Source organism: Actinokineospora iranica (genome assembly GCF_900101685.1).
GTDB classification, from domain to species: domain Bacteria; phylum Actinomycetota; class Actinomycetes; order Mycobacteriales; family Pseudonocardiaceae; genus Actinokineospora; species Actinokineospora iranica.
This window is the reverse complement of record NZ_FMZZ01000009.1, coordinates 255,947-275,030: the sequence shown is the minus strand read 5'-3', so window position 1 is coordinate 275,030 and position 19,084 is coordinate 255,947. Positions and strand designations below refer to the sequence as shown.

The window sequence follows — 19,084 nt, the reverse complement described above, 5'->3', positions numbered from 1 at the left end:
GTCGTCTCCACACGCGTGCTGCGTTCGCCACGTTAGTCACAACAGTCACACGCATGGCGGAGGCGCGCCGACTGCGCTCCCCCATTCGGGTAGTTCGCTTGTGGACCGTTCCCCGTAAGGGGGGAGGGCGAACTCTTCGCCGGGAGATCCGGAAAACTTCATGGAAGAGCCGCTTTTCCCTGGGCGAGCAGCAGCGGCACCAGGCCGTCTCCGGTGTCCTCTGTGGTCACTGCCAGACAGAGGTGGTCACGCCAGTCGCCCGCCACGTCCAGGTAGCGGCGGAACACGCCTTCCTGACGGAATCCGAGCTTGGCGAGCACCCGGAGGCTGGCGGTGTTCTCCGGCCGCACGGTGGCCTCGATCCGGTGCAGGCCCGCCGAGGAGAAGCAGTGGTCGACGACCATGGCGACGGCAGCCGTGGCGACCCCGCCGCCGACCACGTCGCCCGCGACCCAGTAGCCGACCCACGCCGAGCACAGCGAGCCGCGGATCACATTCCCCACCGTGATCTGCCCCGCGAACTGCCCGTCCACGGTGATCACGAACGGCAGCGACAGCCCCCGCCTGCCCAGCGCGCGCAGCGTCGACCACTGGCTGGGCCAGGCGACCGAGGCGTTGCGATCGGCCCAGGTGCCAGGGGCCGAGGGCTCCCAGTTCTCCAGGTGGGCCTGGTCGCGCAGCCGCGTCCGGCTCCACGCCCCGCCGTCGAAGAAGCGCGGTTTGCGCAGGACGACCTCGCCCGCGGGCACCCGCAGCGGCCCCAGCCGCGCTGGCCAGCCCGGGTGACGGCCCGGGAGCCGCGGGCTAGCCACGTTGGGCGAGGAAGGTGACCCGCACCTCTTCGCCGACGGCGACGTCGGTGGTCTCCTCGTCGACCAGCACCAGGCAGTTGGCCTCGGCGAGCGAGGCGAGCAGGTGCGACCCGGACAGGCCAAGCGGCTGCACCAGGTACTCGCCGTTGCTCTCGTCGCGCAGCAGCTGCCCGCGCAGGAAACCGCGGCGGCCCTTGGTCGAGGTGATCGGCGACAGCAGCCGCGCGGTGACCACCCGGCGGTGCGGGTTGCGTTTGCCCTGCACCGCGCGGATCAGCGGCCGCACCATGACCTCGAACACCACCAGCGCGCTCATCGGGTTGCCGGGCAGCAGGAAGGTCGGCACGGCGTCCGGCCCGAGCCTGCCGAAGCCCTGCACCGAGCCGGGGTGCATGGCGACCCTGGTCAGGTCGATGTCACCCAGTTCGGTGATGGCGGACTTGAGCTCGTCGGACAGCTCGCCGCCGACCCCGCCCGCGATCACCACGATCTCGGACAGCACGAGCCTGCCCTCCACGACCTCCCGCAAGCGCTTGACATCGCTGGAGACGATGCCGACCCGGCTGACCTCCGCGCCCGCGTCCCTGGCCGCGGCGGCCAGGGCGTAGGAGTTGACGTCGTAGACCTGGCCTTGCCCCGGGGTCCGGTCGATGTCGACCAGTTCGTCGCCGAGCGAGATGACCGACACCCGCGGCCGCGGGTAGACCAGCACCTTGGACCGTCCCACGGCCGCGAGCAGCCCCACCTGCGCCGACCCGATGACCGACCCCCGCCGCACCGCGACGTCACCGGTCTGCACGTCCTCGCCGGTCCGCCGCACGTAGGCCGCGGAGGGCACCGGCTGGTTCACCGTGACCCGCGCGTGGTGCCCGTCGGTGTAGGCGACCGGCAGCACCGCGTCGGCGAGCGTGGGCAGCGGCGCGCCGGTCGCGATGCGCACCGCCTGCCCAGGCTGGAGCCTGCGCGGCTGGCGGGACCCGGCCGCGATCTCACCGACCACCGGCAGCACCACCGGCTCCTCGCCCGCGGCCTGGGTGTCGACGCTGCGCACCGCGTAACCGTCGACCGCGGCCTGGTCGAACCCGGGCAGCGCCCGCTCGGCCACGACCTCCTCCGCGCAGAGCAGGCCCTGCGCCTCGGAGATGGCGACCCGCACGGGAGCGGGGCGGACCGCGGCCGCCAGCGCCCTGGCGAGTTGCTCGTCGACTGACCTCATCCGGTTACCTTTTGTTCGTCTACTCGGCGTCGATACGGTCCCGCAGCCATGCGCGCAGGCCGGGCCCATACTCCGGATGGTCGAGCGCAAAGTCCACGGCGGCACGCAGGAAACCACCAGGATTGCCCAGGTCATGCCGGTCACCTCGGTGCACCACCACGTGCACGGGGTGCCCATCGGCGATCAGCATGGCGATGGCGTCGGTGAGCTGCAGCTCGCCGCCCGCCCCCGGGGTGATCCGCTTGAGCGCGTCGAAGATCGCCCGGTCGAGCAGGTATCGACCCGCTGCGGCGAAGGTCGAGGGGGCCTCGTCGGCGGGTGGCTTCTCCACCATGCCGTTGACCTTCTTGACGTCGTCGTCGCCGGTGTCCTCGACGTCGAACACGCCGTAGGCCGAGATCTGCTCGCGCGGGATGTCGAACGCGCACAGCACGCTGCCGCCGAACTCGGCGCGGACCGCGGCCATCCGGCTCAGGACCCCGTTGGGCAGCACCAGGTCGTCCGGGAGCAGGACGGCGACGGCCTCGTCCTCCGGACGCAGGTTCGGCTCGGCGCAGCCGACCGCGTGCCCGAGGCCCAGCGCCTGCTCCTGGATCGCGGTCTCCACCTCCAGCAGGCCGGGGGCGCGCCGGACCTTGTCGAGCAGCGCGGTCTTGCCGCGCGCCTCAAGGGTCTTCTCCAGCTCCGGCTGCGGCCGGAAGTACTCGGCTACCGCGTCCTTCCCTGGGGAGGTGACGATGACCAGGCGCGCCGCGCCTGCCTGCGCCGCCTCTGCGGCCACATACTCGATCCCCGGTGTGTCCACCACCGGCAGGAGCTCCTTCGGCACAGCTTTCGTGGTGGGCAGGAATCGGGTGCCCAGACCCGCGGCGGGCACGATGGCGGTGGTGAATGCGGTCGACGCGCTCATGGACATGGAGCCTAACCTCGTCATGTGGCCGGGCCTGGGAGTGATCTCGAAGCTACGCGCGCGTGGACCAAGGACCAGTGGCGCCGGGCGCTGCTGACCGAGCGGCGGCGGGTGCCCGCGAACGTGCGGTTCGCCGAGGCGATGCAGCTCACAGCGCTGCTGACGAACGGGCGCGTGGTGCGCCGCGGCCAGACACTGTGCGCGTACGTGCCTATCGGGTCCGAGCCCGGCTCGGTCCAGATGCTCGACGAGGTGGCCGACCACGGCGTCCGCATCCTGCTGCCGATCGTCACCGGCCGGGGCCCGGGCCCACTCGACTGGGCCTGGTACGACGGCCCCGAGCACCTGCGGCCTGGCCCGTTCGGGCTGCGGCAGCCGATCGGCGAGCGGCTCGGCGAGACGGCGCTGCGGATCGCGGATGTGGTGCTGGTGCCCGCGCTGGCGGTGGACCGGTCTGGCACGCGGCTGGGCCGGGGCGCGGGCTACTACGACCGGTCGCTGTCGATCGCCGCGCCGGACACGCCGCTGGTCGCGGTCGTGCGCGACCCGGAGCTGTTCGACGTGCTCCCGTCCGAGCCGCACGACGTGGCGGTGACCGGCGTGCTGACGCCCGGCCGCGGGTTGTTGCGACTGCATTGACGACCTCCAGGTTGGTGTGACCTCCAGCGGGAATGTTTGCGCTGCGCGCCCGCGTTGACGCAGAATTGGTTAGCACTCAGGCTGACCGAGTGCCAGGTTCTGAAAGGGAGCCCTCCGTGCCCACGTACCAATACGCCTGTACGGCCTGCGAGCACCGCTTCGAGGCGGTGCAAGCGTTCACCGACTCCGCGCTGTCCGAGTGCCCGGAGTGCACCGGTCGGCTGCGCAAGCTCTACAGCTCGGTGGGCGTGGTGTTCAAGGGGAGCGGCTTCTACCGCACGGACAGCCGGTCGGGTGGCAAGAGCGGGTCCACGGCGTCGAGCACCGCGGACTCGTCCACCAAGACCGAGTCCTCCAGCAAGAGCGAGTCATCGTCGGCTCCTTCCACTTCGTCTTCGTCGGCTTCGTCGTCGGCTTCCTCGTCCACCGCCAACAGTGGCGGAACGACGGCCAAGGCGTCCTGAGTTATCCACAGGCCGAGTTATCCACAGGCTGAGCGCACCGGGCTCCCCAACACCCCGATTTCCGCCTAACGTCGAATCATCACCGATTCGACCTGGGGGAACCCGATGCGCCACCACGACCTGCCCCGCCTGCGCGCCCTCGCCGCGCTGCCCCGCGCCCTGACCCTGCGCCGAGCCATCGCCTTGACGCTGGCGCTGCTGGCCGGGCTGCTCGCGATCCGACCGGCGCCTGCCGACGACGCGGTCCCGCTTCTCGTCGCCGCCCACCCGCTCGCGCCGGGGGCGGTGATCGCAGCGACCGATGTCCGGATCATCCGCGCTCCGCCAGACGTGCGCCCCGCGTCCGCGCTCACCGATCCCGCCGACGCCGCGGGCCGCGTCCTCGCGGGCGCCATCGATGCGGGCGAGCCGATCACCCGCGTCCGCCTCGTCGGCGCGGAGAACACCGCGAGCACCCTCGGCCCCGACGCCGCCGCGGTTCCCGTGCGACTGGCCGACCCGGCCGTGGCCGGATTACTGCGGCCCGGGTCGCGGGTCGACGTGGTCACCGCGAACCCGGACGACGGCCGCGCCATGGTGCTGGCGAGAGACGCGGCGGTCGTGACCGTGCGCCCGGAAGAGGACGATCGGCGGGGCAGCCTGGTGCTCATCGCCCTCATGAGGGATTCCGCGACGCAGGTGGCGTCAGTCTCACTGGGACAACCGGTGACGGTTACTCTCCGATAGCCGGTCTACCTCGGACGGTCCCCCGCCGTCCTACCGAGAAATTGGAGTGCGCACGTGATCAAGGGCTTCAAAGACTTCCTGATGCGCGGGAACGTCATCGATCTGGCAGTGGCCGTGGTCATCGGCGCCGCGTTCACCGCGATCGTCACCTCGTTCACCGACGGGCTGATCAAACCGCTGATCAATTCGGCGGGCGGCTCGAACGCGGCCGACGGTCTCGGTTTCCGCATCATCGGCGACAAGTCGTCGACGTTCCTCGACTTCGGCGCGGTGATCAACGCGGGGATCAACTTCCTGATCGTCGCCGCGATCGTCTACTTCGTCATCGTCGTGCCCGTGAAGCACATCCAGGAACGCCGCAAGCGCGGTGAGGAAGCGGGCCCCGCCCAGCCCACCGACGTCGAACTCCTCACCGAGATCCGCGACCTGCTCCGCCAGCGGCAGAACAGCTGACCGCTGCTGGGATCGGTTGTCCTGTCCCGAAAACCCCACTCGGGACAGGACGCCTTCCCGCTGTGTGTCTGCGCTACCGAACTGATTCCCGTCGAACCAGCACTATTCACGGAATTCGCCACACCGAAAGGAGAAAGAATCGACAAAAGAAGGACCCGCACTCGCAGATCACACGGCACCCGCGACTCCCACGCGGACTACGAATCCACGCCGAGCGGACGAATCCACGCTGGGGAGCGAATCCGCGGTAAGACCTGGTCTCATGTGGTGGCGGGTGACGAAATCCGACTGGGGTCGCGTGACCACACCTCCGCCTCGAAGCCGCGGTTCGCCCGATCCGCTGACGCCCCGGCGGCCAGTGTTCGGGTCCGTCCAATGCGGAGCGAGCATCGCGCCCGACTGGGGGTCAGCCCTCGTGGTGGGGCGGGCGGTTGCGCTCGTACCAGTCGTCGGAGGTCGGCGGGGTGAGGTCGCGTTCGTCGGCGGTGGTGTCCGGGAGAACGTCGCCGAAGATCTCGTCGAGGCTCGCGGGGCGTCGAGGCTTGGCCCTGGCCGGAGGCGGAGGCACGCACTGGCGCCCCTCCTCCTGGGCCCGGCCAGGGGACCCGCCACTCGACGGGGTGCCGTCGCTTGGGTCGGTGTCCCCGCCCGACGCGATGCCCCCACGTGGACTGGTGTCCCCGGCCGAAGCGTCGCCGCTGCCCGAAACGTCGCCGCTGCCCGAAGCGGCGCCACCCCCGGCGGTGGCCTGACCGCCGCCTTCGGGGATGGGGCCGTCCGGGCTGGGACGGGTGGCCGGGGTCGGACCGGCGCCGGGGGTGGGGTCGTCTTCTCGGGTGGGCATGGGCTGGCGGAGGTCAGTTGCCGTCGAGGCCGGAGAGTTCGCCGATCACGTAGGGGACCAGGGACGACAGGGTGGCCATGCCGTCGCGGACCGCGCTGCGGGAGCCTGCCAGGTTGACGACGAGGGTGCTGCCGGAGACACCGACCAGGCCCCGGGAGACGCCCGCGTCCACCGCGCCCGCCGCCAGGCCGGAGGAGCGCAGGGCCTCGGCGATGCCGGGGATCGGGCGGTCGAGCACGCCCTGGGTCGCGTCGGGGGTGACGTCGCGGGGGGAGACACCGGTGCCGCCGACGGTGACCACGAGGTCGGCGCCGCCGATGACGGCCGTGTTGAGGGCGTTGCGGATGGCGACCGTCTCGCCTTCGACGGAGACGACGCCGTCGACGATGAAGCCTGCTTCTTCGAGCAGTTCGGTGACCAGCGGTCCCACGTTGTCGTCGTGCTCCCCGTGCGCCACCCGGTCATCCACGATGACGATGAGAGCCCTGCCGAGCCGCTGCGCGCTGCGTTCCATGGGGTCAACCGTAGTCGTTTGGGGCGGGCGGATCCGATGGAGGTGAGGCGTGTCCGCGTGGTGCGCGCGAGCGGGCGAAACCCGACGGAAAACCTGACGGAACTGTGACGGACCGGGCGGGGGCGGGGCGGTGGGGTCGCGGCGGCCATAGCGTCGGGGCCATGCGAGTACTGATCACCGGTGGGGCCGGGTTCGTCGGGTCGCACGTCGCGGATCTGATGGCCGAGCGCGGGCACGACGTCGTGCTGGTCGACAACCTGCTGCCGAAGGCGCACGGCGGCGGCGAGCCGCCCGAGTGGGTGCGGGCGCACGAGTTCGTGCTCGGCGACATCCGCGACGGCGACCTGGTGGGGCGCTTGCTGCGCGGGGTGGACGTGGTGTGCCACCAGGCCGCGGTGGTCGGGCACGGGCTGGACCCGTCCGACGCGCCGGAGTACACAGCGCACAACGACTACGGCACGGCCGTGGTGCTCGCCGCGATGCACAAGGCCGGTGTCGGGCGACTGGTGCTGGCGTCGTCGATGGTCGTCTACGGCGAGGGCCGCTACCTGTGCGCCGACCACGGCGTGGTGCGGCCGGGTCGCAGGCGGGTGGCGGACCTCGCCGAGGGCCGGTATGAGCCGCCGTGCCCGATGTGCGGGGCTGCGCTGGACTCCGCGCTGGTGCCCGAGGACGCGCCCATCGACCCGCGCGGCACCTACGCCGCGACCAAGGCCGCGCAGGAGTACCTGGCCTCGGCGTGGGCGCGGCAGACCGACGGCCACGTGTGGGCGCTGCGGTACCACAACATCTACGGCCCGAGGATGCCCCGCGACACCCCTTACGCGGGCGTGGCCTCCCTGTTCCGCTCCGCACTGGAACGCGGCGAAGCGCCAACCGTCCTCGAAGACGGCGGCCAGCGCCGCGACTTCGTCCACTCGACCGACGTGGCCTTGGCCAACGCCCTCGCCTGCGAAAAGCCCGGCCTCCCCGGGGAGGCGACCCCGGCCAACATCTGCTCCGGCACCCCCCACACCGTCGGCGACCTCGCCCGCGCCCTGTCCACCGCCCGTGGCGGCCCGGCCCCGGTGGTCGTCGGCGGCGCCCGCCCCGCCGACGTCCGCCACATCGTCGCCGACCCCGCCGCGGCCCGCGCGCTGCTCGGCTTCCACGCCCAGGTCCCCTTCGACGCGGGCGTGGCCGACTTCGCGTCCGCCCACCTCCGCGCCCCGGTCACGGCAGGCTAAGCAGCCCCACTCACCTCGCGCCGGAAGTCTTCGCAGCGGTGGTGAGTCCGACTCCGCAGGCGCGGACGGCGACCGCGGGGCGGCCCGGTGAGCGCGCCCGTCTCCCCTCAGGACGGGTGTGGCCACCGGTCACCGGGCCGCCAGGGGCAGGCGGACCTCGAATCGGCAGCCGGGGCCGTGGTTGCTGGCGGCGATGGCGCCGTGGTGGGCCTCGACGAGGCCCTTGGCGATGGCCAGGCCCAGGCCGCCGCCGGTGTGGGCGCCGGGGGTGCGGGCGGCGCTGCCGCGGAAGGCGACGTCGAAGACGCGGGTGAGTTCGGATTCGGGGATGCCGCCGCAGGCGTCCTCGACGGCGAGCAGGGCGTGCGAGCCCTCGACGCCGATCTGGACGGCGACGGTGCCGTCTGGCGGGGTGTGCCGGATGGCGTTGGAGACCAGGTTGCACACGACGCGGGCCAGTTCTGGGTCGCTGCCGAGGACGACCGGCCACTCGTGGGCGCTGGTCAGGACCCGGACCCGTTTGCGCTCGGCCATCGGCACCTGGGCGGCGAGGGCGTCGCTGACCACGTCTTGCAGCGGCACCGCGGACAGGGTCAGCCGCAGCGCGCCCGCGGTGATCCTGGACAGCTCGAACAGGTCGTCCACCATGGCGGACAGGCGCCGGGTCTCGCCGCCGATACGCTGGGCGTAGCCGGAGACGTCGGTCGGGGTGGACACCACGCCGTCGGCGAGGGCCTCTGCCATGGCCTGGATGCCCGCGAGCGGGGTGCGCAGGTCGTGGCTGATCCAGGCGACGAGTTCGCGGCGGGACGCCTCGGCGGCGCGTTCGCGGTCGCGGGCTTCGCGTTCCCAGACGCTGCGGGCGGCGATGCGGCGGCCGAGGTACACCGCGACGGGGACAGTGACCAGGGTGACGAGCAGGCACACCAGCAGGGTCGTGGTGAGCATGGTGGTGAACATGAAGCCGCTGACCCCGACGACGCCGGTGATCAGCGCGGCGACCGGGACCAGCACCAGCACGGTCATCGTGGTGGACAGCGACCCGTTGCGCAGCAGGTGCAGGACCAGCGCGCCGAGCAGCACGACCGGCAGCACCAGGGCCAGCGCGTAGGGCAGGATGTGCAGCGCGTGCGCCAACATCTGGCCCACTGTCTCATTGGGATCGACCATCACACGCTCCGGTCGTAGCGGTATCCGACGCCCCAGACCGTGCAGATGCGGGCGGGTTTCGCAGGCACCAGCTCGATCTTCTCCCGCAACCGTCGCACGTGGACGGTCACTGTGGACTGATCGCCGAAGTCCCAGCCCCACACCCGTTCCAGCAGCTGCGTGCGGGTGAACGCCTCGCCGGGGTGGCTCATCAGGAACTCCAGCAGGTCGAACTCGCGCCCGGTCAGCGACAGCTCCGCGCCGCCGAGGGTGGCTTTGCGGGCGGACGCGTCCAGCCGCAGGTCGCCGTCGGCGAGTCGGCGGGCCGACGGCGGCGCGGGGGCTTTCGCGCGCCGCAGCACGGAGTTGACCCGCAGAACCAATTCGCGCGGGCTGAACGGCTTGGTCACGTAGTCGTCCGCGCCGAGTTGCAGCCCGGCGATCCGGTTCTCCTCCTCGCCGAGCGCGGTCAGCATCACCACCGGCACCGCGCCGCGCTCCCGCAGCCGCCCGCACACCTCCAGGCCGTCGATGCCGGGCAGCATGAGGTCGAGCACCACCAGGTCTGGCTCGTTCTCGGCGATCCACCGCAGCGCGTCCTCCCCGGTGGCGGCCAGCGCCACTTGGTGCCCGGCGCGTTCGAGGTAGCGGCGGACGACGTCGGACACCGTCAGGTCGTCGTCGACCACGAGCACCCGCCCGGTCGGTTCGGCCGCTGTCATCGCCCCGCCTTTCACCAGTTCGTCAGGAACACATGGTTCACCACGAGCGCGGTGGCGGCCTGCGCGCCGAGCCACCAGCGGTGCGACCGGGCGGGCAGCAGGGCCGCGGCGGCGATCAGCCACACCGCGAAGGGCAGCCAGATGCGCTCCACTTCCGACTTCGACAGCCCGGACACGGTCGCGGCGAGCACCGCCAGCGCGGCGCCGCGCACGATCGCGACGGTGGGGTCGGTGGCGCGCGGGGTGAGCATCCCGGGGGCGGCGCGGCGCAGGCCCGCGACCGCCGCCGGGCCCACGGCCAGCGTGACCGCGGCCAGGTTCGCCCACACCCAGTACCAGTACGGGCGCTCGGCCGCGATGCCCTGGTAGTAGCGGTCCACGACGAGGTGGTAGCCGTCGAGCCACCAGAATCCGGCGAGCGCGAACACCGCGACCACGGCCAGCGCGCCCGGCACGGCCCAGGCCAGCACCCGCCAGTTCCCAGCGACCAGCACCACGGCCATCGCGATCGAGCCCATGAGCAGCAGCCCGTACGACAGGAAGATCCCGAACCCGAGCACCGCGCCCGCCGCGACCCACCAGCCCGGGCGGCGGCGCGCGACGCCGACGGCGAGCAGCGCGATCCCGCTGGCGGTCACCCCGGCGAACAGCGCGTCGGCCGACACGCCCAGCCACACCGCGCCGGGGAACAGCGCGACGAACGGCAGCGCCGAGCGCGCGCGTTCGTGGTCGCCGAGCGCGGAGAGCGTCACCGGGACGGCCACGGCCACCAGGCCGCCGACGAGCACGCACAGCACCGCCGCCCACGCGCCGCCGCCGAGGCCGATCCGGTCGAGCCAGACGAACACCAGGGTCGCGCCCGGCGGGTGGCCCGCGACGTGGGTGATCCACGAGTCGGGCTGGAAATCCAGGATGCGGCTCGCGAACCCGTCGAGCATCGCCGGAATGTCGGTGATTCCGGGGACGGCGGCGAGGTACTCGTCCCGGGAGGTGAGCTGGCCCGCGACGCCACGCTGCCACCCGTCGACCAAGGCGAGGGAGAACGTCCACGCCACCGCCAGCAGGTAGGCCGAACCGAGCGCGGCGCGCCAGGACAGGCGGACGGCGAGCGTGGGGCCCCAGGTGACGGCGGCGATCACGGCCAGGACCGCCAGCGGTGTGCCGATTCCGGTGTGCGGCAGCCATTCGGCGAGAATCGGCCATTCGCCGAAGGTGTCGGGCGCGCCCGGGAAATGCTTGTCGCCGTAGAGGCGGATGTCGAACACGGCGCCGACCGCGAAGGCCATGGCGACGAGCGCGAGCCCACCGCCCGCGGCGAGCAGATCGGCGCGCGGACGGGACCGGCGGGGCGACAGGACGGACATGGCCGGAACCTAACGCGGGGCGGGCGCGCGCGGAGCCCTCTGGCGGGGTTCCGTCAGGAGTCCGTAAGAGATCAGGCGAAGCTGATGGCGAGCAGGAAAGCGAGGTAGACCGCGACGGCGAGCGTCGCGGTCCGGTTGAGCACGGCCCGGTCGGCGCGCAGCGCGTATTCCAGGCACACCGCGGCCAGCGCGATCCACACGGCGGGCTGCGCCCAGCGCATCACGAAGGCGTGCGCAGCGGTGACCCGCGCGGGGGCCTGGACGGCGAGCACGGTCGCGTAGAGCACCGCGACGCCTAGGCAGCCGATGGCGGCGGCCAGTCCGATCGGCAGGCGGCCGGGTCCGCGGAGAAACGCTCGCAACCGACGTTGGGGCGAAGCCATTGCGCCATTCTCCGGGACCGGTGGACTTTACCTTTCAGGAGGGGTCCCCACGGCTGGAGAAGGGATGCCCTAAGGACTCCGTAATACCTGTTGGAATGTCATTGTTTGGTAAGCGCCGCAACGGTTCCCGACTGTCCTAGGCGAATCTAGCGTGCGCGGCATGGATGACCGAGAAGTAGACGTCGTGCTGCCCTGCCTCGATGAGGCGGCGGCCCTGCCGGGCGTCTTGGCGGCGCTTCCGCCGGGATACCGGGCGATCGTGGTGGACAACGGTTCGACGGACGGATCGCCGGAAGTGGCGGCCGCGCACGGGGCGAAGGTGGTCCACGAGCCGCGCCGGGGATATGGCGCGGCGGTGCACACCGGATTGACGAACGCGACAGCGGAGATCGTGTGTTTCCTGGACGCGGACGGCTCACTCGACCCAGGTGAGTTGCCGACGCTCGTCGCGGCCCTTTCCGAGGCGAAACTTGCAGTTGGCAAACGCATTCCGGTTTCGCACAATGCCTGGCCCTGGCACGCGCGGGCCGGAAACGCCGTGCTGGCCGCCCTGCTGCGCCGCCGAGGACTGCCGGTGTCGGATATCGCGCCCGCGCGCGCCGTGCGGCGGGCCGACCTGCTCGCGCTCGGCGTCGAGGACCGCGCTTTCGGCTATCCGCTGGAATTGCTGATTCGCGCGGCCGAGGGGCGGTGGCCGGTGGCCGAGTTCCCGGTCGCCTACCGGCCGAGGACGGCGGGGACGAAGTCGAAGGTGTCCGGCTCGGTGCGCGGCACGCTGCGGGCCGTGCGGGACATGGCGGGGGTACTGCGATGACCTGCCTGCTGGTGGTGGCGAAGGCTCCGGTCGCCGGGCTGGCCAAGACGCGGCTGAGCCCGCCCGCGACGCCCAAGCAGGCCGCGGATATCGCGGCGGCGGCGCTGCTGGACACGCTGGACGCGGTGTCCGCCACGCCCGGCGTGACGCCGGTGGTGGCGCTGACCGGGGATCTGGCTGCGGCCGAGCGAGCCGGGGACCTGGCGGCGGCGCTGTCCCGGTGCGTGGTCTTTCCCCAGCGCGGCAACGGTTTCCCTGACCGGCTGGCCAACGCGCACGAAGACGTCGCGGACCGGTTTCCCGGGCGGGCAGTGGTGCAGATCGGCATGGACACCCCACAGGTGACACCCGCGCTGCTGGGCGAGGCTGTCGATCTCCTGCGCACCGGGGACGCGGTCTTGGGCCGCGCGTTCGACGGCGGCTGGTGGGCCTTGGGACTGCGCGATCCCAGACAGGCCGCGGTGCTGCGCGGCGTTCCGACGTCGCGAGAGGACACCGGCAGCCGGACCCTGGATGCGTTGCGGAATCTCGGGCTTCGAGTCCGCCCGCTGGCCGCACTGTCCGATGTGGACACTATGGCCGATGCGCTGCGGGTGGCCGAGGAAGTGCCGGGGACCCGGTTCGCCCAGGTTGTCGGGCCGAGACTGGCGGGAGTGCGGCCATGACGCCGCCCGATGTGTTCGCCCCGGGCCTGCTGGGACGGCGCTGCTGGCTGGAACTGGCTGACGGGCAACGGATTTCGCTTCCGGTCGACCGGTGGGGCGCCGCGCCGGACCGCGGTGACGAGGTGCTGCTCGACGCGTGTTCCGGGCCAACCCTGGACGTCGGGTGCGGGCCTGGGCGGCTCACGGCCGCGTTGACCAGGCGCGGAGTCGCCGCGCTTGGCGTGGACATCTCGCCGGTCGCGGTCGCGCTGACCCGGTCGCGGGGAGCGGTGGCGCTGCGGCGGGACGTCTACGACCCGCTGCCCGGTGAGGGGCTGTGGCGGCACGTGCTGCTGGCCGACGGCAACGTCGGCATCGGCGGCGACCCGGTCGCGTTGCTGCGGCGGATGCGGGAGTTGCTGTCCCGCAACGGAAGCGCATTAGTGGAGAGCGACCGGCCGGGCCGCGGTGTGCACGCCGGGCGGGCCAGGGTGAGCCGCGACAGCGGCAGCGGGCCGTGGTTCGACTGGGCGTGGCTGGGCGCGGACTCGGTGCCGTGGGCCGCCGCCGAGGCCGGGTTCGCGGTGCGCTGGACCCGGGAGCACCTGGGGCGCTGGTTCACCGAACTGGTGCCGGTATGAACCGCTTCACCGCCGCCGGCCACGACGAACGCGTCACCTCCCGGGTCGGCGCGTGGCTGGGCGTCGCGTTCGGGCTGTGTTTCCTGACCGGGCTGCTCAGCCACGCCATCCAGCATCCGCCGCCGTGGTTCGGGTGGCCCAGCGGGCCGGTGTGGCTGTACCAGGCGACCCAGGGCGTGCACGTGGTCTCCGGGGTCGCGGCGGTGCCGCTGCTGCTGGCCAAGCTGTGGTCGGTCTACCCCAAGCTGTTCGACCGGCCGCTGATCCGCTCGCCGCTGCACGCCCTGGAACGCGGGTCGATCCTGGTGCTGTCGGGGGCGGCGTTCTTCGAGTTGGTCACCGGATTGTTCAACGTGGCGCAGAACTACCTCTGGGGGTTCTACTTCCCGACGGCGCATTACGCGGTGGCGTGGATCGCGATCGGGTCGATCCTGGTGCACGTCGCGGTGAAGCTGCCGGTGATCCGGCGCGCGTGGTCCGGCCGCGAGGTGGACGCCGACCGGCGGCGGTTCCTGCGGACGACCTGGCTGGGCGCCGGGGTCGCGGTGGTCGCCACGGCCGGGGCGACGGTTCCGCTGCTGCGCGACGTTTCCGTGCTCGCGTGGCGGTCCCGCGGCGGCCCGCAGGGCATCCCGGTGAACCGGACGGCGCGGGCGGCGGCGATCGCCGTGCCCGCGGACTGGCGGCTGGAGGTGGTGACGGCTGCGGGGACGCGCGCGTTCTCGTTGGCCGACCTGACCGCGCTGCCGCAGGCGACCGAGGTCCTGCCGATCGCCTGCGTCGAGGGGTGGAGCGCGTCGGCGTCCTGGACCGGGGTGCGGGTGGCGGACCTGTTGCGCGCGGCCGGGTCCGAACCGGGCGCGCCGGTGCGGGTGACGTCGCTGGAACGGGAGGGGCTGTACCGGGAAAGCACCCTGCCCGGACGGCACACCGAGGACCCGGCGACCCTGCTGGCGCTGCGCCTCAACGGCGAAGTCCTGTCCCCCGACCACGGATTCCCGTGCCGGATCATCGCCCCGAGCCGCCCCGGGGTGCTGCAGACGAAATGGGTGACCCGGCTGACGATCGAGGAAATCCAATGAGGACAGTGCGGATTCTGCTCGGCCTGGCGGGATTGGCGGCGCTGGCGTTTGGCGCGACCCTGGCAGCCGACTTCGGAATGGCGTCATGGCGGGACACGGGACAGGCACTGGCGTTCTTCGTCGGCGGCCCGCTAGCGCATGACGCGGTCGTCGCGCCGCTGGTCGGCGCGATCGGCCTGGTGATCGCCCGGCGGCTTCCGCCAGCTTGGCGGGCGCCGGTCGCGGCGGGCGCGGTGGCGAGCGGCGTGCTGATCCTGCTGGCCGTGCCCCTCCTGTGGCGACCGTTCGGCGTGCCGACAAACCCCGGCCTGCACGACCGGAACTACTGGCTGGGCCTGGGAATCGCACTTGCCGTGGTGTGGCTGATCGCGGTGACGGCGGCCGTCCTCAGCCAACGACGCCCCTCCTGAACAGCACGCCCCCACCCCACGCTCACCCCCACCGCCCGCGCGACAGCAAACCCCACCCTCGCCGGGGGGCCGCCCCGCTCCAGTCTACCGGGCGTGGGCGTCCGCGGAAGGGGTTGGGAAAACCTGTGGACAAAGGCGGCCTATGTGGATGGTCTGGTTGACGAAAACGGGGAATGCCGCTAACGCGACCCGCAGACAGGCGGGACAAGGGCAGAACGGCAGGAGCCGCAGGCGAACATGGAGGCAAGGCTCAACGGGCCGGAACAGGAACCCCAAGTGGGCAAACGAGACGCAACAGGCCAAGCCCCGAAGCAGGCAGACAGGACAAGACCGAAGAAGCAAACCGGTAGGTACAGCGAGTAAGCGCGGCTTACCGGGACTCAGACAGGCGGAGTGGCAAGCGGGCATGGCTCCAGTCGGGTGGGAGCACCGACAGCCACAAGCCGACCGGTAGACCGACGGCGGGCAGAACGAACGGCAGGAGCCGCAGGCGGGCGGGCGAGGGGTGGCCGTCCGCATACGGCTCCTACTGGTGAGCTCCCGCCCTCGGGAACTCTGTCCGGCTCGGGGGCAGCGAACCGGAGGTTGGTCTCGGGTGCGGAGCACCCGAGCGTCTGTGGGTCACTCGGTCTCGACCGGTTGGCCGCCCAGGGTCGCCTCGACTGTGCGGGCGCCGTTGCCGATGACGAGTTTGACCTTGTCGCCGGGGGCCTTGGAGCGGACGGCGGCGACGAGGGCGTCCGAGGTGTCGATACGGCGGTCGTCCATTTGGGTCACCACCTCGCCCGGTTTGATGCCTGCTTTTTCACCTGCGCCGCCGGGGACGACTTCGGCGATGAAAGCGCCGCCATCGGGGTTGTCCTTGACGGAGACGCCGAGGACGGTTTGGGTGGCTTTGCCGGTTTTGACGATTTCTTCCGCCGTGCGGCGGGCCTGGTCGACCGGAATGGCGAAACCGATGCCGACGGAACCGCCGCCCGCACTGTTGCGCGGGGTGTAAATGGCCGAGTTGATGCCGATGACCTGGCCTTGCATATTCACCAGGGGGCCACCGGAGTTGCCCGGATTGATTGCCGCGTCGGTCTGGATGGCGTCCATGACGGTGGCCTGGCTGCCGTTCTCACCGCCCGCCCTGGTGGGGCGGCGCAGGGAACTCACAATACCCGAAGTCACCGTTCCGGAAAGCTCGTAAGGCGATCCGATCGCGACGACACCCTGGCCCACGCGCAAATCGTCCGAACGGCCTATCTCGGCTACCGCCAAACCGTTCACCCCGGTCGCCTGAACGACGGCGATGTCGGATGTGGGGTCGCGGCCGACGATGGTCGCCGGGGCGGTGCGGCCGTCCTGGAACACCGCGGTGATCTGGCCGCCCCGGGCCGCGGCCTCCACGACGTGGTTGTTCGTGACGATCAGGCCGTCGGCGCTGATCACGAAACCGGAGCCCTCGCCCGCCGCGGCCCGGCCCTCCACCTGCAACTGCACGACGCTCGGCAGGACCTTCTGCGCGACGGCCTCGACCGAGCCCGCGGGCGCAGCAGCGGTCTGCTTGGCCGTGGGGGGCGTGTCCAGGGCGGTGATCGTCGGGGTGTCGGGGCGGGAATCGGCCACCAGATAGCCGCCCGCCGCGCCCGCGGCGCCGCCGACGAGCAGCGCGAGCAAGGTCACGCCCGCGACCATCCCCCGGGAACCCTTGCGCTCGGCCACCAGCGGCGGCTGCGAGCGGTAAGGCGGCCCGACCGGTTGGTGCGGGTAGCCTGCGTGCCCGCCCACCGCGGAACCGTAAAGCACCTGTTGGGAAGAGTCTCGCTCACCCGCGGCCCACTGGCCGCCGGGTGTCCACGTCTCGCCGGAGGGAGGGCCGGAGTTTCCGGCCCCCGGGGTCGCGGGGCCCTGCTCCCCGCTCGCCTGGGGGCCGGACTCCGGTCGGACCGGGCCCTGCTCCCCGTCCGGCGTCCGCGCACCCGACTCGGCACGGGCCGCTTGCGCGGACCACGGGCTCACCTCGTCGTTCGAGTCGTCGGGCCTGTTCACCGTCATGCCACCACCCTGCGCTTCTCGACTGAGAAGCACCTGAGACCGGCCTGTGGGGAGTCCGAGATTTCGCCTAGTGCCCGTAGCGGGCAGGCGCCGCGCGCAGCCGCGCGGCCAAGTCCTCCGGGACCACGTCGTTGATCCACACCGCCATGCCGGACTCCGAACCGGCCAGGTACTTCAACTTGTCCGCGGTTCTGAGTATGGAGAACACTTGGAGGTGCAGCCACGTGAGATCGCGCGCGCCGCGCGTCGGCGCCTGGTGCCAGGCGGAAATGTAAGGCAGCTCACGGTCGTAGAGGCCGTCGAGACGGCCGAGCACCCGCAGGTAGAGCGTGGCGAAGTCGTCGCGTTCCTCGGCGGTCAGCGCGGGCAGGTCGGGCACCTGCCGGTGCGGCACGACGCGCACCTCGACGGGCCAGCGGGCGGCGGCGGGCACGAACGCGGTCCAGTGCGCGGACTCGGCGACCACGCGGGCGCCGTCGGCGCGTTCGGCGGCGAGCACGTCGCCCATCACCGGCCTGCCGTGCGCGCGCAGGTAGTCGGCGGCTGCGCTGAGCATCCGCTCGGTGCGCGGTGTGACGAACGGGTAGCCGTAGATCTGGCCGTGCGGGTGGCTCAGGGTCACGCCGATCTCGTCGCCCCGGTTCTCGAACGGGAAGACCTGCTCGACGCCGGGCAGCGCGCCCAGCGCGGCCGTGCGGTCGGCCCACACGTCCACGACCGTGCGCACGCGGGCGGGGCTGAGGGCGCCGAAGGAGGTGGTGTGGTCGGCGGTGAAGCAGACGACCTCGCACCGCCCGAAGCCCGGCGCGCGCGGCGTCAGCCCGGGCTCGGTGTCGCCTACCGCGTGCTGGGAAAGCGACGGGAACCGGTTCTCGAAGACGACCACGTCGTAGTCGGACTCTGGGATCTCGGTAGGCCTACCTGGCGTTGACGGGCACAGCGGGCAGAGGGCGGCGGGTGGCTTGTATGTGCGGGTTTGTCGATGTGCGGCCAGCACTACCCATTCGCCGGTAAGCGGGTCGCGGCGGATTTGGGAGGCGTTCACGTTGCGGGGCAGGTCGCGGGGGTCGGCCGCGGTCCGCTCGGGGGCGCCGGGGGTGTCGTCGAAGTAGAGAATCTCGCGGCCGTCGGCGAGGGTCCCGACGGTGCGCCTCACGCTTCGCCCTCGGCGGCGGGATAGGCGTCCGGATAGGAATCGGGATAGGAATCGGGGTAGGAATCGGGATAGTCCGCGCTGACATCGGCGATGATCACGTCATCGATCCGCGCCTCCAGGATCTCCCGGGCGTCCCGGGGCAGGCCGTCGTCGGTGACCAGCACGTCCGCCTCGTCCAGGGCGGCGATGGTGGAGATGCCGACCACGCCCCACTTGGTGTGGTCGGCGAGCACCACGAGCCTGCGGCCCGCCTCGACCAGGGCGCGGTCGGTCTCGCTCTCGTTGATGTTCGGCGTGGTGAACCCGGCGCCGTCGGCCATGCCGTGCACGCCGAGGAACACCATGTCCAGGTGCAGCGAGCGCAGCGTCTGCACGGCGACCGGGCCTACCAGCGCGTCGGAAGGCGTGCGCACGCCACCGGTCAGCACTACCGTGCGGTCGGTTCGGCCGCCGCTGCGCAGGACGTCGGCGACGCGGATCGAGTTCGTGACCACGGTCAGTTCCGGCACGTCCTCAAGGAACCGGGCGAACGTCCACGTGGTGGTGCCCGCCGAGATGCCGATCGCGGTGCCGGGGCGGATCAGGCTCGCCGCGCGCGCGGAGACGGCCTCCTTCTGCGGCAGCGCGCGCACGGACTTGGCCTCGAAGCCGGGCTCGTGGGTGCTGCGGCCGACGACCGAGGTGGCGCCGCCGTAGACCTTCTCCAGAAGGCCGCGTTTGGCCAGCACGTCGAGGTCGCGGCGGATGGTCATGTCCGACACGCCGAGCCGCGCGACGAGAGCGTGCACTTGCACCGCACCGGTGCGGCGGATTTCAGCCAGGATGACTTCCTGCCGTTGACGTGCGAGCACAACACAATTCTACGCACTCGAACG

General features: G+C 71.9%; 22 protein-coding genes. 10 read left to right on the top strand and 12 right to left on the bottom strand.

Translation table 11 applies throughout. The annotated features are described in order from the left end of the window. Positions 1 to 158: 158 nt before the first annotated feature. The 3 genes from BLS56_RS19855 to BLS56_RS19845 are packed head-to-tail and all read right to left on the bottom strand — an operon-like array spanning position 159 to position 2,938. Entirely contained in the window at positions 159 to 812 is a 654-nt protein-coding gene (locus BLS56_RS19855) for a GNAT family N-acetyltransferase (RefSeq protein WP_091453061.1), read from the bottom strand. Beyond that, positions 805 to 2,028 (bottom strand): molybdotransferase-like divisome protein Glp, encoded by a 1,224-nt coding sequence (gene glp / locus BLS56_RS19850; RefSeq protein ID WP_091453059.1) that lies wholly within the window; start codon positions 2,026 to 2,028, stop codon positions 805 to 807. The genes BLS56_RS19855 and glp overlap by 8 nt, the downstream gene beginning before the upstream one ends. A gap of 19 nt (positions 2,029 to 2,047) precedes the next feature. Continuing rightward, complete coding sequence (locus tag BLS56_RS19845) at positions 2,048 to 2,938, bottom strand: UTP--glucose-1-phosphate uridylyltransferase (RefSeq protein ID WP_407640537.1); 891 nt, start codon at positions 2,936 to 2,938, stop codon at positions 2,048 to 2,050. Positions 2,939 to 2,962: 24 nt separating this feature from the next. Here BLS56_RS19845 and BLS56_RS19840 point away from each other — a divergent pair, with 24 nt between their 5' ends. The 4 genes from BLS56_RS19840 to mscL all read left to right on the top strand — a co-directional run bounded on the left by BLS56_RS19840 (position 2,963) and on the right by mscL (position 5,220). Further along, positions 2,963 to 3,577, top strand: a complete 615-nt coding sequence (locus BLS56_RS19840; protein WP_091453055.1) for a 5-formyltetrahydrofolate cyclo-ligase — start codon at positions 2,963 to 2,965, stop codon at positions 3,575 to 3,577. Between the two features lie 116 nt (positions 3,578 to 3,693). Beyond that, entirely contained in the window at positions 3,694 to 4,041 is a 348-nt protein-coding gene (locus tag BLS56_RS19835) for an FmdB family zinc ribbon protein (protein ID WP_091453052.1), read from the top strand. Between the two features lie 105 nt (positions 4,042 to 4,146). Beyond that, positions 4,147 to 4,767, top strand: coding sequence for a Flp pilus assembly protein CpaB (cpaB, locus tag BLS56_RS19830; RefSeq protein ID WP_091453049.1), 621 nt, complete (start codon positions 4,147 to 4,149; stop codon positions 4,765 to 4,767). A gap of 54 nt (positions 4,768 to 4,821) precedes the next feature. Next, the gene (mscL, locus tag BLS56_RS19825; protein ID WP_091453047.1) at positions 4,822 to 5,220 is read left to right on the top strand and encodes a large-conductance mechanosensitive channel protein MscL; all 399 of its coding nucleotides are present in this window, start codon (positions 4,822 to 4,824) and stop codon (positions 5,218 to 5,220) included. A 406-nt stretch (positions 5,221 to 5,626) separates the two neighbouring features. Here mscL and BLS56_RS31610 read toward each other — a convergent pair whose 3' ends face one another. Both BLS56_RS31610 and BLS56_RS19820 read right to left on the bottom strand, forming a co-directional pair. Further along, complete coding sequence (locus BLS56_RS31610; RefSeq protein WP_175482934.1) at positions 5,627 to 5,788, bottom strand: hypothetical protein; 162 nt, start codon at positions 5,786 to 5,788, stop codon at positions 5,627 to 5,629. A 289-nt stretch (positions 5,789 to 6,077) separates the two neighbouring features. After that, on the bottom strand, positions 6,078 to 6,578 hold the full coding sequence (locus tag BLS56_RS19820) for a MogA/MoaB family molybdenum cofactor biosynthesis protein (protein WP_091453044.1): 501 nt from the start codon (positions 6,576 to 6,578) through the stop codon (positions 6,078 to 6,080). Between the two features lie 161 nt (positions 6,579 to 6,739). Here BLS56_RS19820 and BLS56_RS19815 point away from each other — a divergent pair, with 161 nt between their 5' ends. Then, positions 6,740 to 7,804 carry an NAD-dependent epimerase/dehydratase family protein gene (locus tag BLS56_RS19815; protein ID WP_091453041.1) on the top strand — a complete coding sequence of 355 codons (1,065 nt, stop codon included), beginning with the start codon at positions 6,740 to 6,742 and terminating at the stop codon, positions 7,802 to 7,804. A 129-nt stretch (positions 7,805 to 7,933) separates the two neighbouring features. Here BLS56_RS19815 and BLS56_RS19810 read toward each other — a convergent pair whose 3' ends face one another. The 4 genes from BLS56_RS19810 to BLS56_RS19795 form a co-directional block, all read right to left on the bottom strand. Continuing rightward, entirely contained in the window at positions 7,934 to 8,974 is a 1,041-nt protein-coding gene (locus BLS56_RS19810; RefSeq protein ID WP_091453037.1) for a sensor histidine kinase, read from the bottom strand. Continuing rightward, the gene (locus tag BLS56_RS19805) at positions 8,974 to 9,675 is read right to left on the bottom strand and encodes a response regulator transcription factor (RefSeq protein ID WP_091453033.1); all 702 of its coding nucleotides are present in this window, start codon (positions 9,673 to 9,675) and stop codon (positions 8,974 to 8,976) included. The genes BLS56_RS19810 and BLS56_RS19805 overlap by 1 nt, the downstream gene beginning before the upstream one ends. A gap of 11 nt (positions 9,676 to 9,686) precedes the next feature. Continuing rightward, entirely contained in the window at positions 9,687 to 11,039 is a 1,353-nt protein-coding gene (locus tag BLS56_RS19800; protein WP_091453031.1) for a hypothetical protein, read from the bottom strand. Positions 11,040 to 11,110: 71 nt separating this feature from the next. Next, a complete protein-coding gene (locus BLS56_RS19795) occupies positions 11,111 to 11,422 on the bottom strand; it encodes a hypothetical protein (RefSeq protein ID WP_139190826.1) in 312 nt (103 codons plus the stop codon). Between the two features lie 160 nt (positions 11,423 to 11,582). Here BLS56_RS19795 and BLS56_RS19790 point away from each other — a divergent pair, with 160 nt between their 5' ends. From BLS56_RS19790 to BLS56_RS19770, 5 genes are read left to right on the top strand one after another with little or no spacing between them, the layout of a single operon-like run. Beyond that, positions 11,583 to 12,236, top strand: coding sequence for a glycosyltransferase family 2 protein (locus BLS56_RS19790; RefSeq protein ID WP_091453190.1), 654 nt, complete (start codon positions 11,583 to 11,585; stop codon positions 12,234 to 12,236). Further along, a complete protein-coding gene (locus tag BLS56_RS19785) occupies positions 12,233 to 12,901 on the top strand; it encodes a TIGR04282 family arsenosugar biosynthesis glycosyltransferase (protein WP_091453026.1) in 669 nt (222 codons plus the stop codon). The genes BLS56_RS19790 and BLS56_RS19785 overlap by 4 nt, the downstream gene beginning before the upstream one ends. Next, positions 12,898 to 13,521, top strand: coding sequence for a class I SAM-dependent methyltransferase (locus BLS56_RS19780; RefSeq protein ID WP_091453023.1), 624 nt, complete (start codon positions 12,898 to 12,900; stop codon positions 13,519 to 13,521). The genes BLS56_RS19785 and BLS56_RS19780 overlap by 4 nt, the downstream gene beginning before the upstream one ends. Next, the gene (locus BLS56_RS19775; protein ID WP_091453022.1) at positions 13,518 to 14,603 is read left to right on the top strand and encodes a molybdopterin-dependent oxidoreductase; all 1,086 of its coding nucleotides are present in this window, start codon (positions 13,518 to 13,520) and stop codon (positions 14,601 to 14,603) included. The genes BLS56_RS19780 and BLS56_RS19775 overlap by 4 nt, the downstream gene beginning before the upstream one ends. After that, positions 14,600 to 15,013, top strand: a complete 414-nt coding sequence (locus BLS56_RS19770; protein ID WP_091453019.1) for a hypothetical protein — start codon at positions 14,600 to 14,602, stop codon at positions 15,011 to 15,013. The genes BLS56_RS19775 and BLS56_RS19770 overlap by 4 nt, the downstream gene beginning before the upstream one ends. 621 nt (positions 15,014 to 15,634) lie before the next feature. Here BLS56_RS19770 and BLS56_RS19765 read toward each other — a convergent pair. The 3 genes from BLS56_RS19765 to BLS56_RS19755 all read right to left on the bottom strand — a co-directional run bounded on the left by BLS56_RS19765 (position 15,635) and on the right by BLS56_RS19755 (position 19,060). Continuing rightward, complete coding sequence (locus BLS56_RS19765; RefSeq protein ID WP_091453016.1) at positions 15,635 to 17,053, bottom strand: S1C family serine protease; 1,419 nt, start codon at positions 17,051 to 17,053, stop codon at positions 15,635 to 15,637. A 67-nt stretch (positions 17,054 to 17,120) separates the two neighbouring features. Beyond that, complete coding sequence (gene galT, locus BLS56_RS19760; RefSeq protein ID WP_091453014.1) at positions 17,121 to 18,209, bottom strand: galactose-1-phosphate uridylyltransferase; 1,089 nt, start codon at positions 18,207 to 18,209, stop codon at positions 17,121 to 17,123. Further along, complete coding sequence (locus tag BLS56_RS19755; RefSeq protein WP_091453011.1) at positions 18,206 to 19,060, bottom strand: DeoR/GlpR family DNA-binding transcription regulator; 855 nt, start codon at positions 19,058 to 19,060, stop codon at positions 18,206 to 18,208. The genes galT and BLS56_RS19755 overlap by 4 nt, the downstream gene beginning before the upstream one ends. Positions 19,061 to 19,084: the final 24 nt, after the last annotated feature.

Bases quoted from the DNA above. Each gene is read 5' to 3' on its own strand.
- BLS56_RS19820 (WP_091453044.1), bottom strand. From the start codon at position 6,578: ATGGAACGCAGCGCGCAGCGGCTCGGCAGGGCTCTCATCGTCATCGTG.
- glp (WP_091453059.1), bottom strand. From the start codon at position 2,028: ATGAGGTCAGTCGACGAGCAACTCGCCAGGGCGCTGGCGGCCGCGGTC.
- BLS56_RS19790 (WP_091453190.1), top strand. From the start codon at position 11,583: ATGGATGACCGAGAAGTAGACGTCGTGCTGCCCTGCCTCGATGAGGCG.
- BLS56_RS19770 (WP_091453019.1), top strand. From the start codon at position 14,600: ATGAGGACAGTGCGGATTCTGCTCGGCCTGGCGGGATTGGCGGCGCTG.
- BLS56_RS19795 (WP_139190826.1), bottom strand. From the start codon at position 11,422: ATGGCTTCGCCCCAACGTCGGTTGCGAGCGTTTCTCCGCGGACCCGGC.
- cpaB (WP_091453049.1), top strand. From the start codon at position 4,147: ATGCGCCACCACGACCTGCCCCGCCTGCGCGCCCTCGCCGCGCTGCCC.
- BLS56_RS19805 (WP_091453033.1), bottom strand. From the start codon at position 9,675: ATGACAGCGGCCGAACCGACCGGGCGGGTGCTCGTGGTCGACGACGAC.
- BLS56_RS19810 (WP_091453037.1), bottom strand. From the start codon at position 8,974: ATGGTCGATCCCAATGAGACAGTGGGCCAGATGTTGGCGCACGCGCTG.
- BLS56_RS19765 (WP_091453016.1), bottom strand. From the start codon at position 17,053: ATGACGGTGAACAGGCCCGACGACTCGAACGACGAGGTGAGCCCGTGG.
- BLS56_RS19785 (WP_091453026.1), top strand. From the start codon at position 12,233: ATGACCTGCCTGCTGGTGGTGGCGAAGGCTCCGGTCGCCGGGCTGGCC.
- BLS56_RS19800 (WP_091453031.1), bottom strand. From the start codon at position 11,039: ATGTCCGTCCTGTCGCCCCGCCGGTCCCGTCCGCGCGCCGATCTGCTC.
- BLS56_RS19845 (WP_407640537.1), bottom strand. From the start codon at position 2,938: ATGAGCGCGTCGACCGCATTCACCACCGCCATCGTGCCCGCCGCGGGT.
- BLS56_RS19775 (WP_091453022.1), top strand. From the start codon at position 13,518: ATGAACCGCTTCACCGCCGCCGGCCACGACGAACGCGTCACCTCCCGG.
- BLS56_RS19780 (WP_091453023.1), top strand. From the start codon at position 12,898: ATGACGCCGCCCGATGTGTTCGCCCCGGGCCTGCTGGGACGGCGCTGC.
- BLS56_RS19815 (WP_091453041.1), top strand. From the start codon at position 6,740: ATGCGAGTACTGATCACCGGTGGGGCCGGGTTCGTCGGGTCGCACGTC.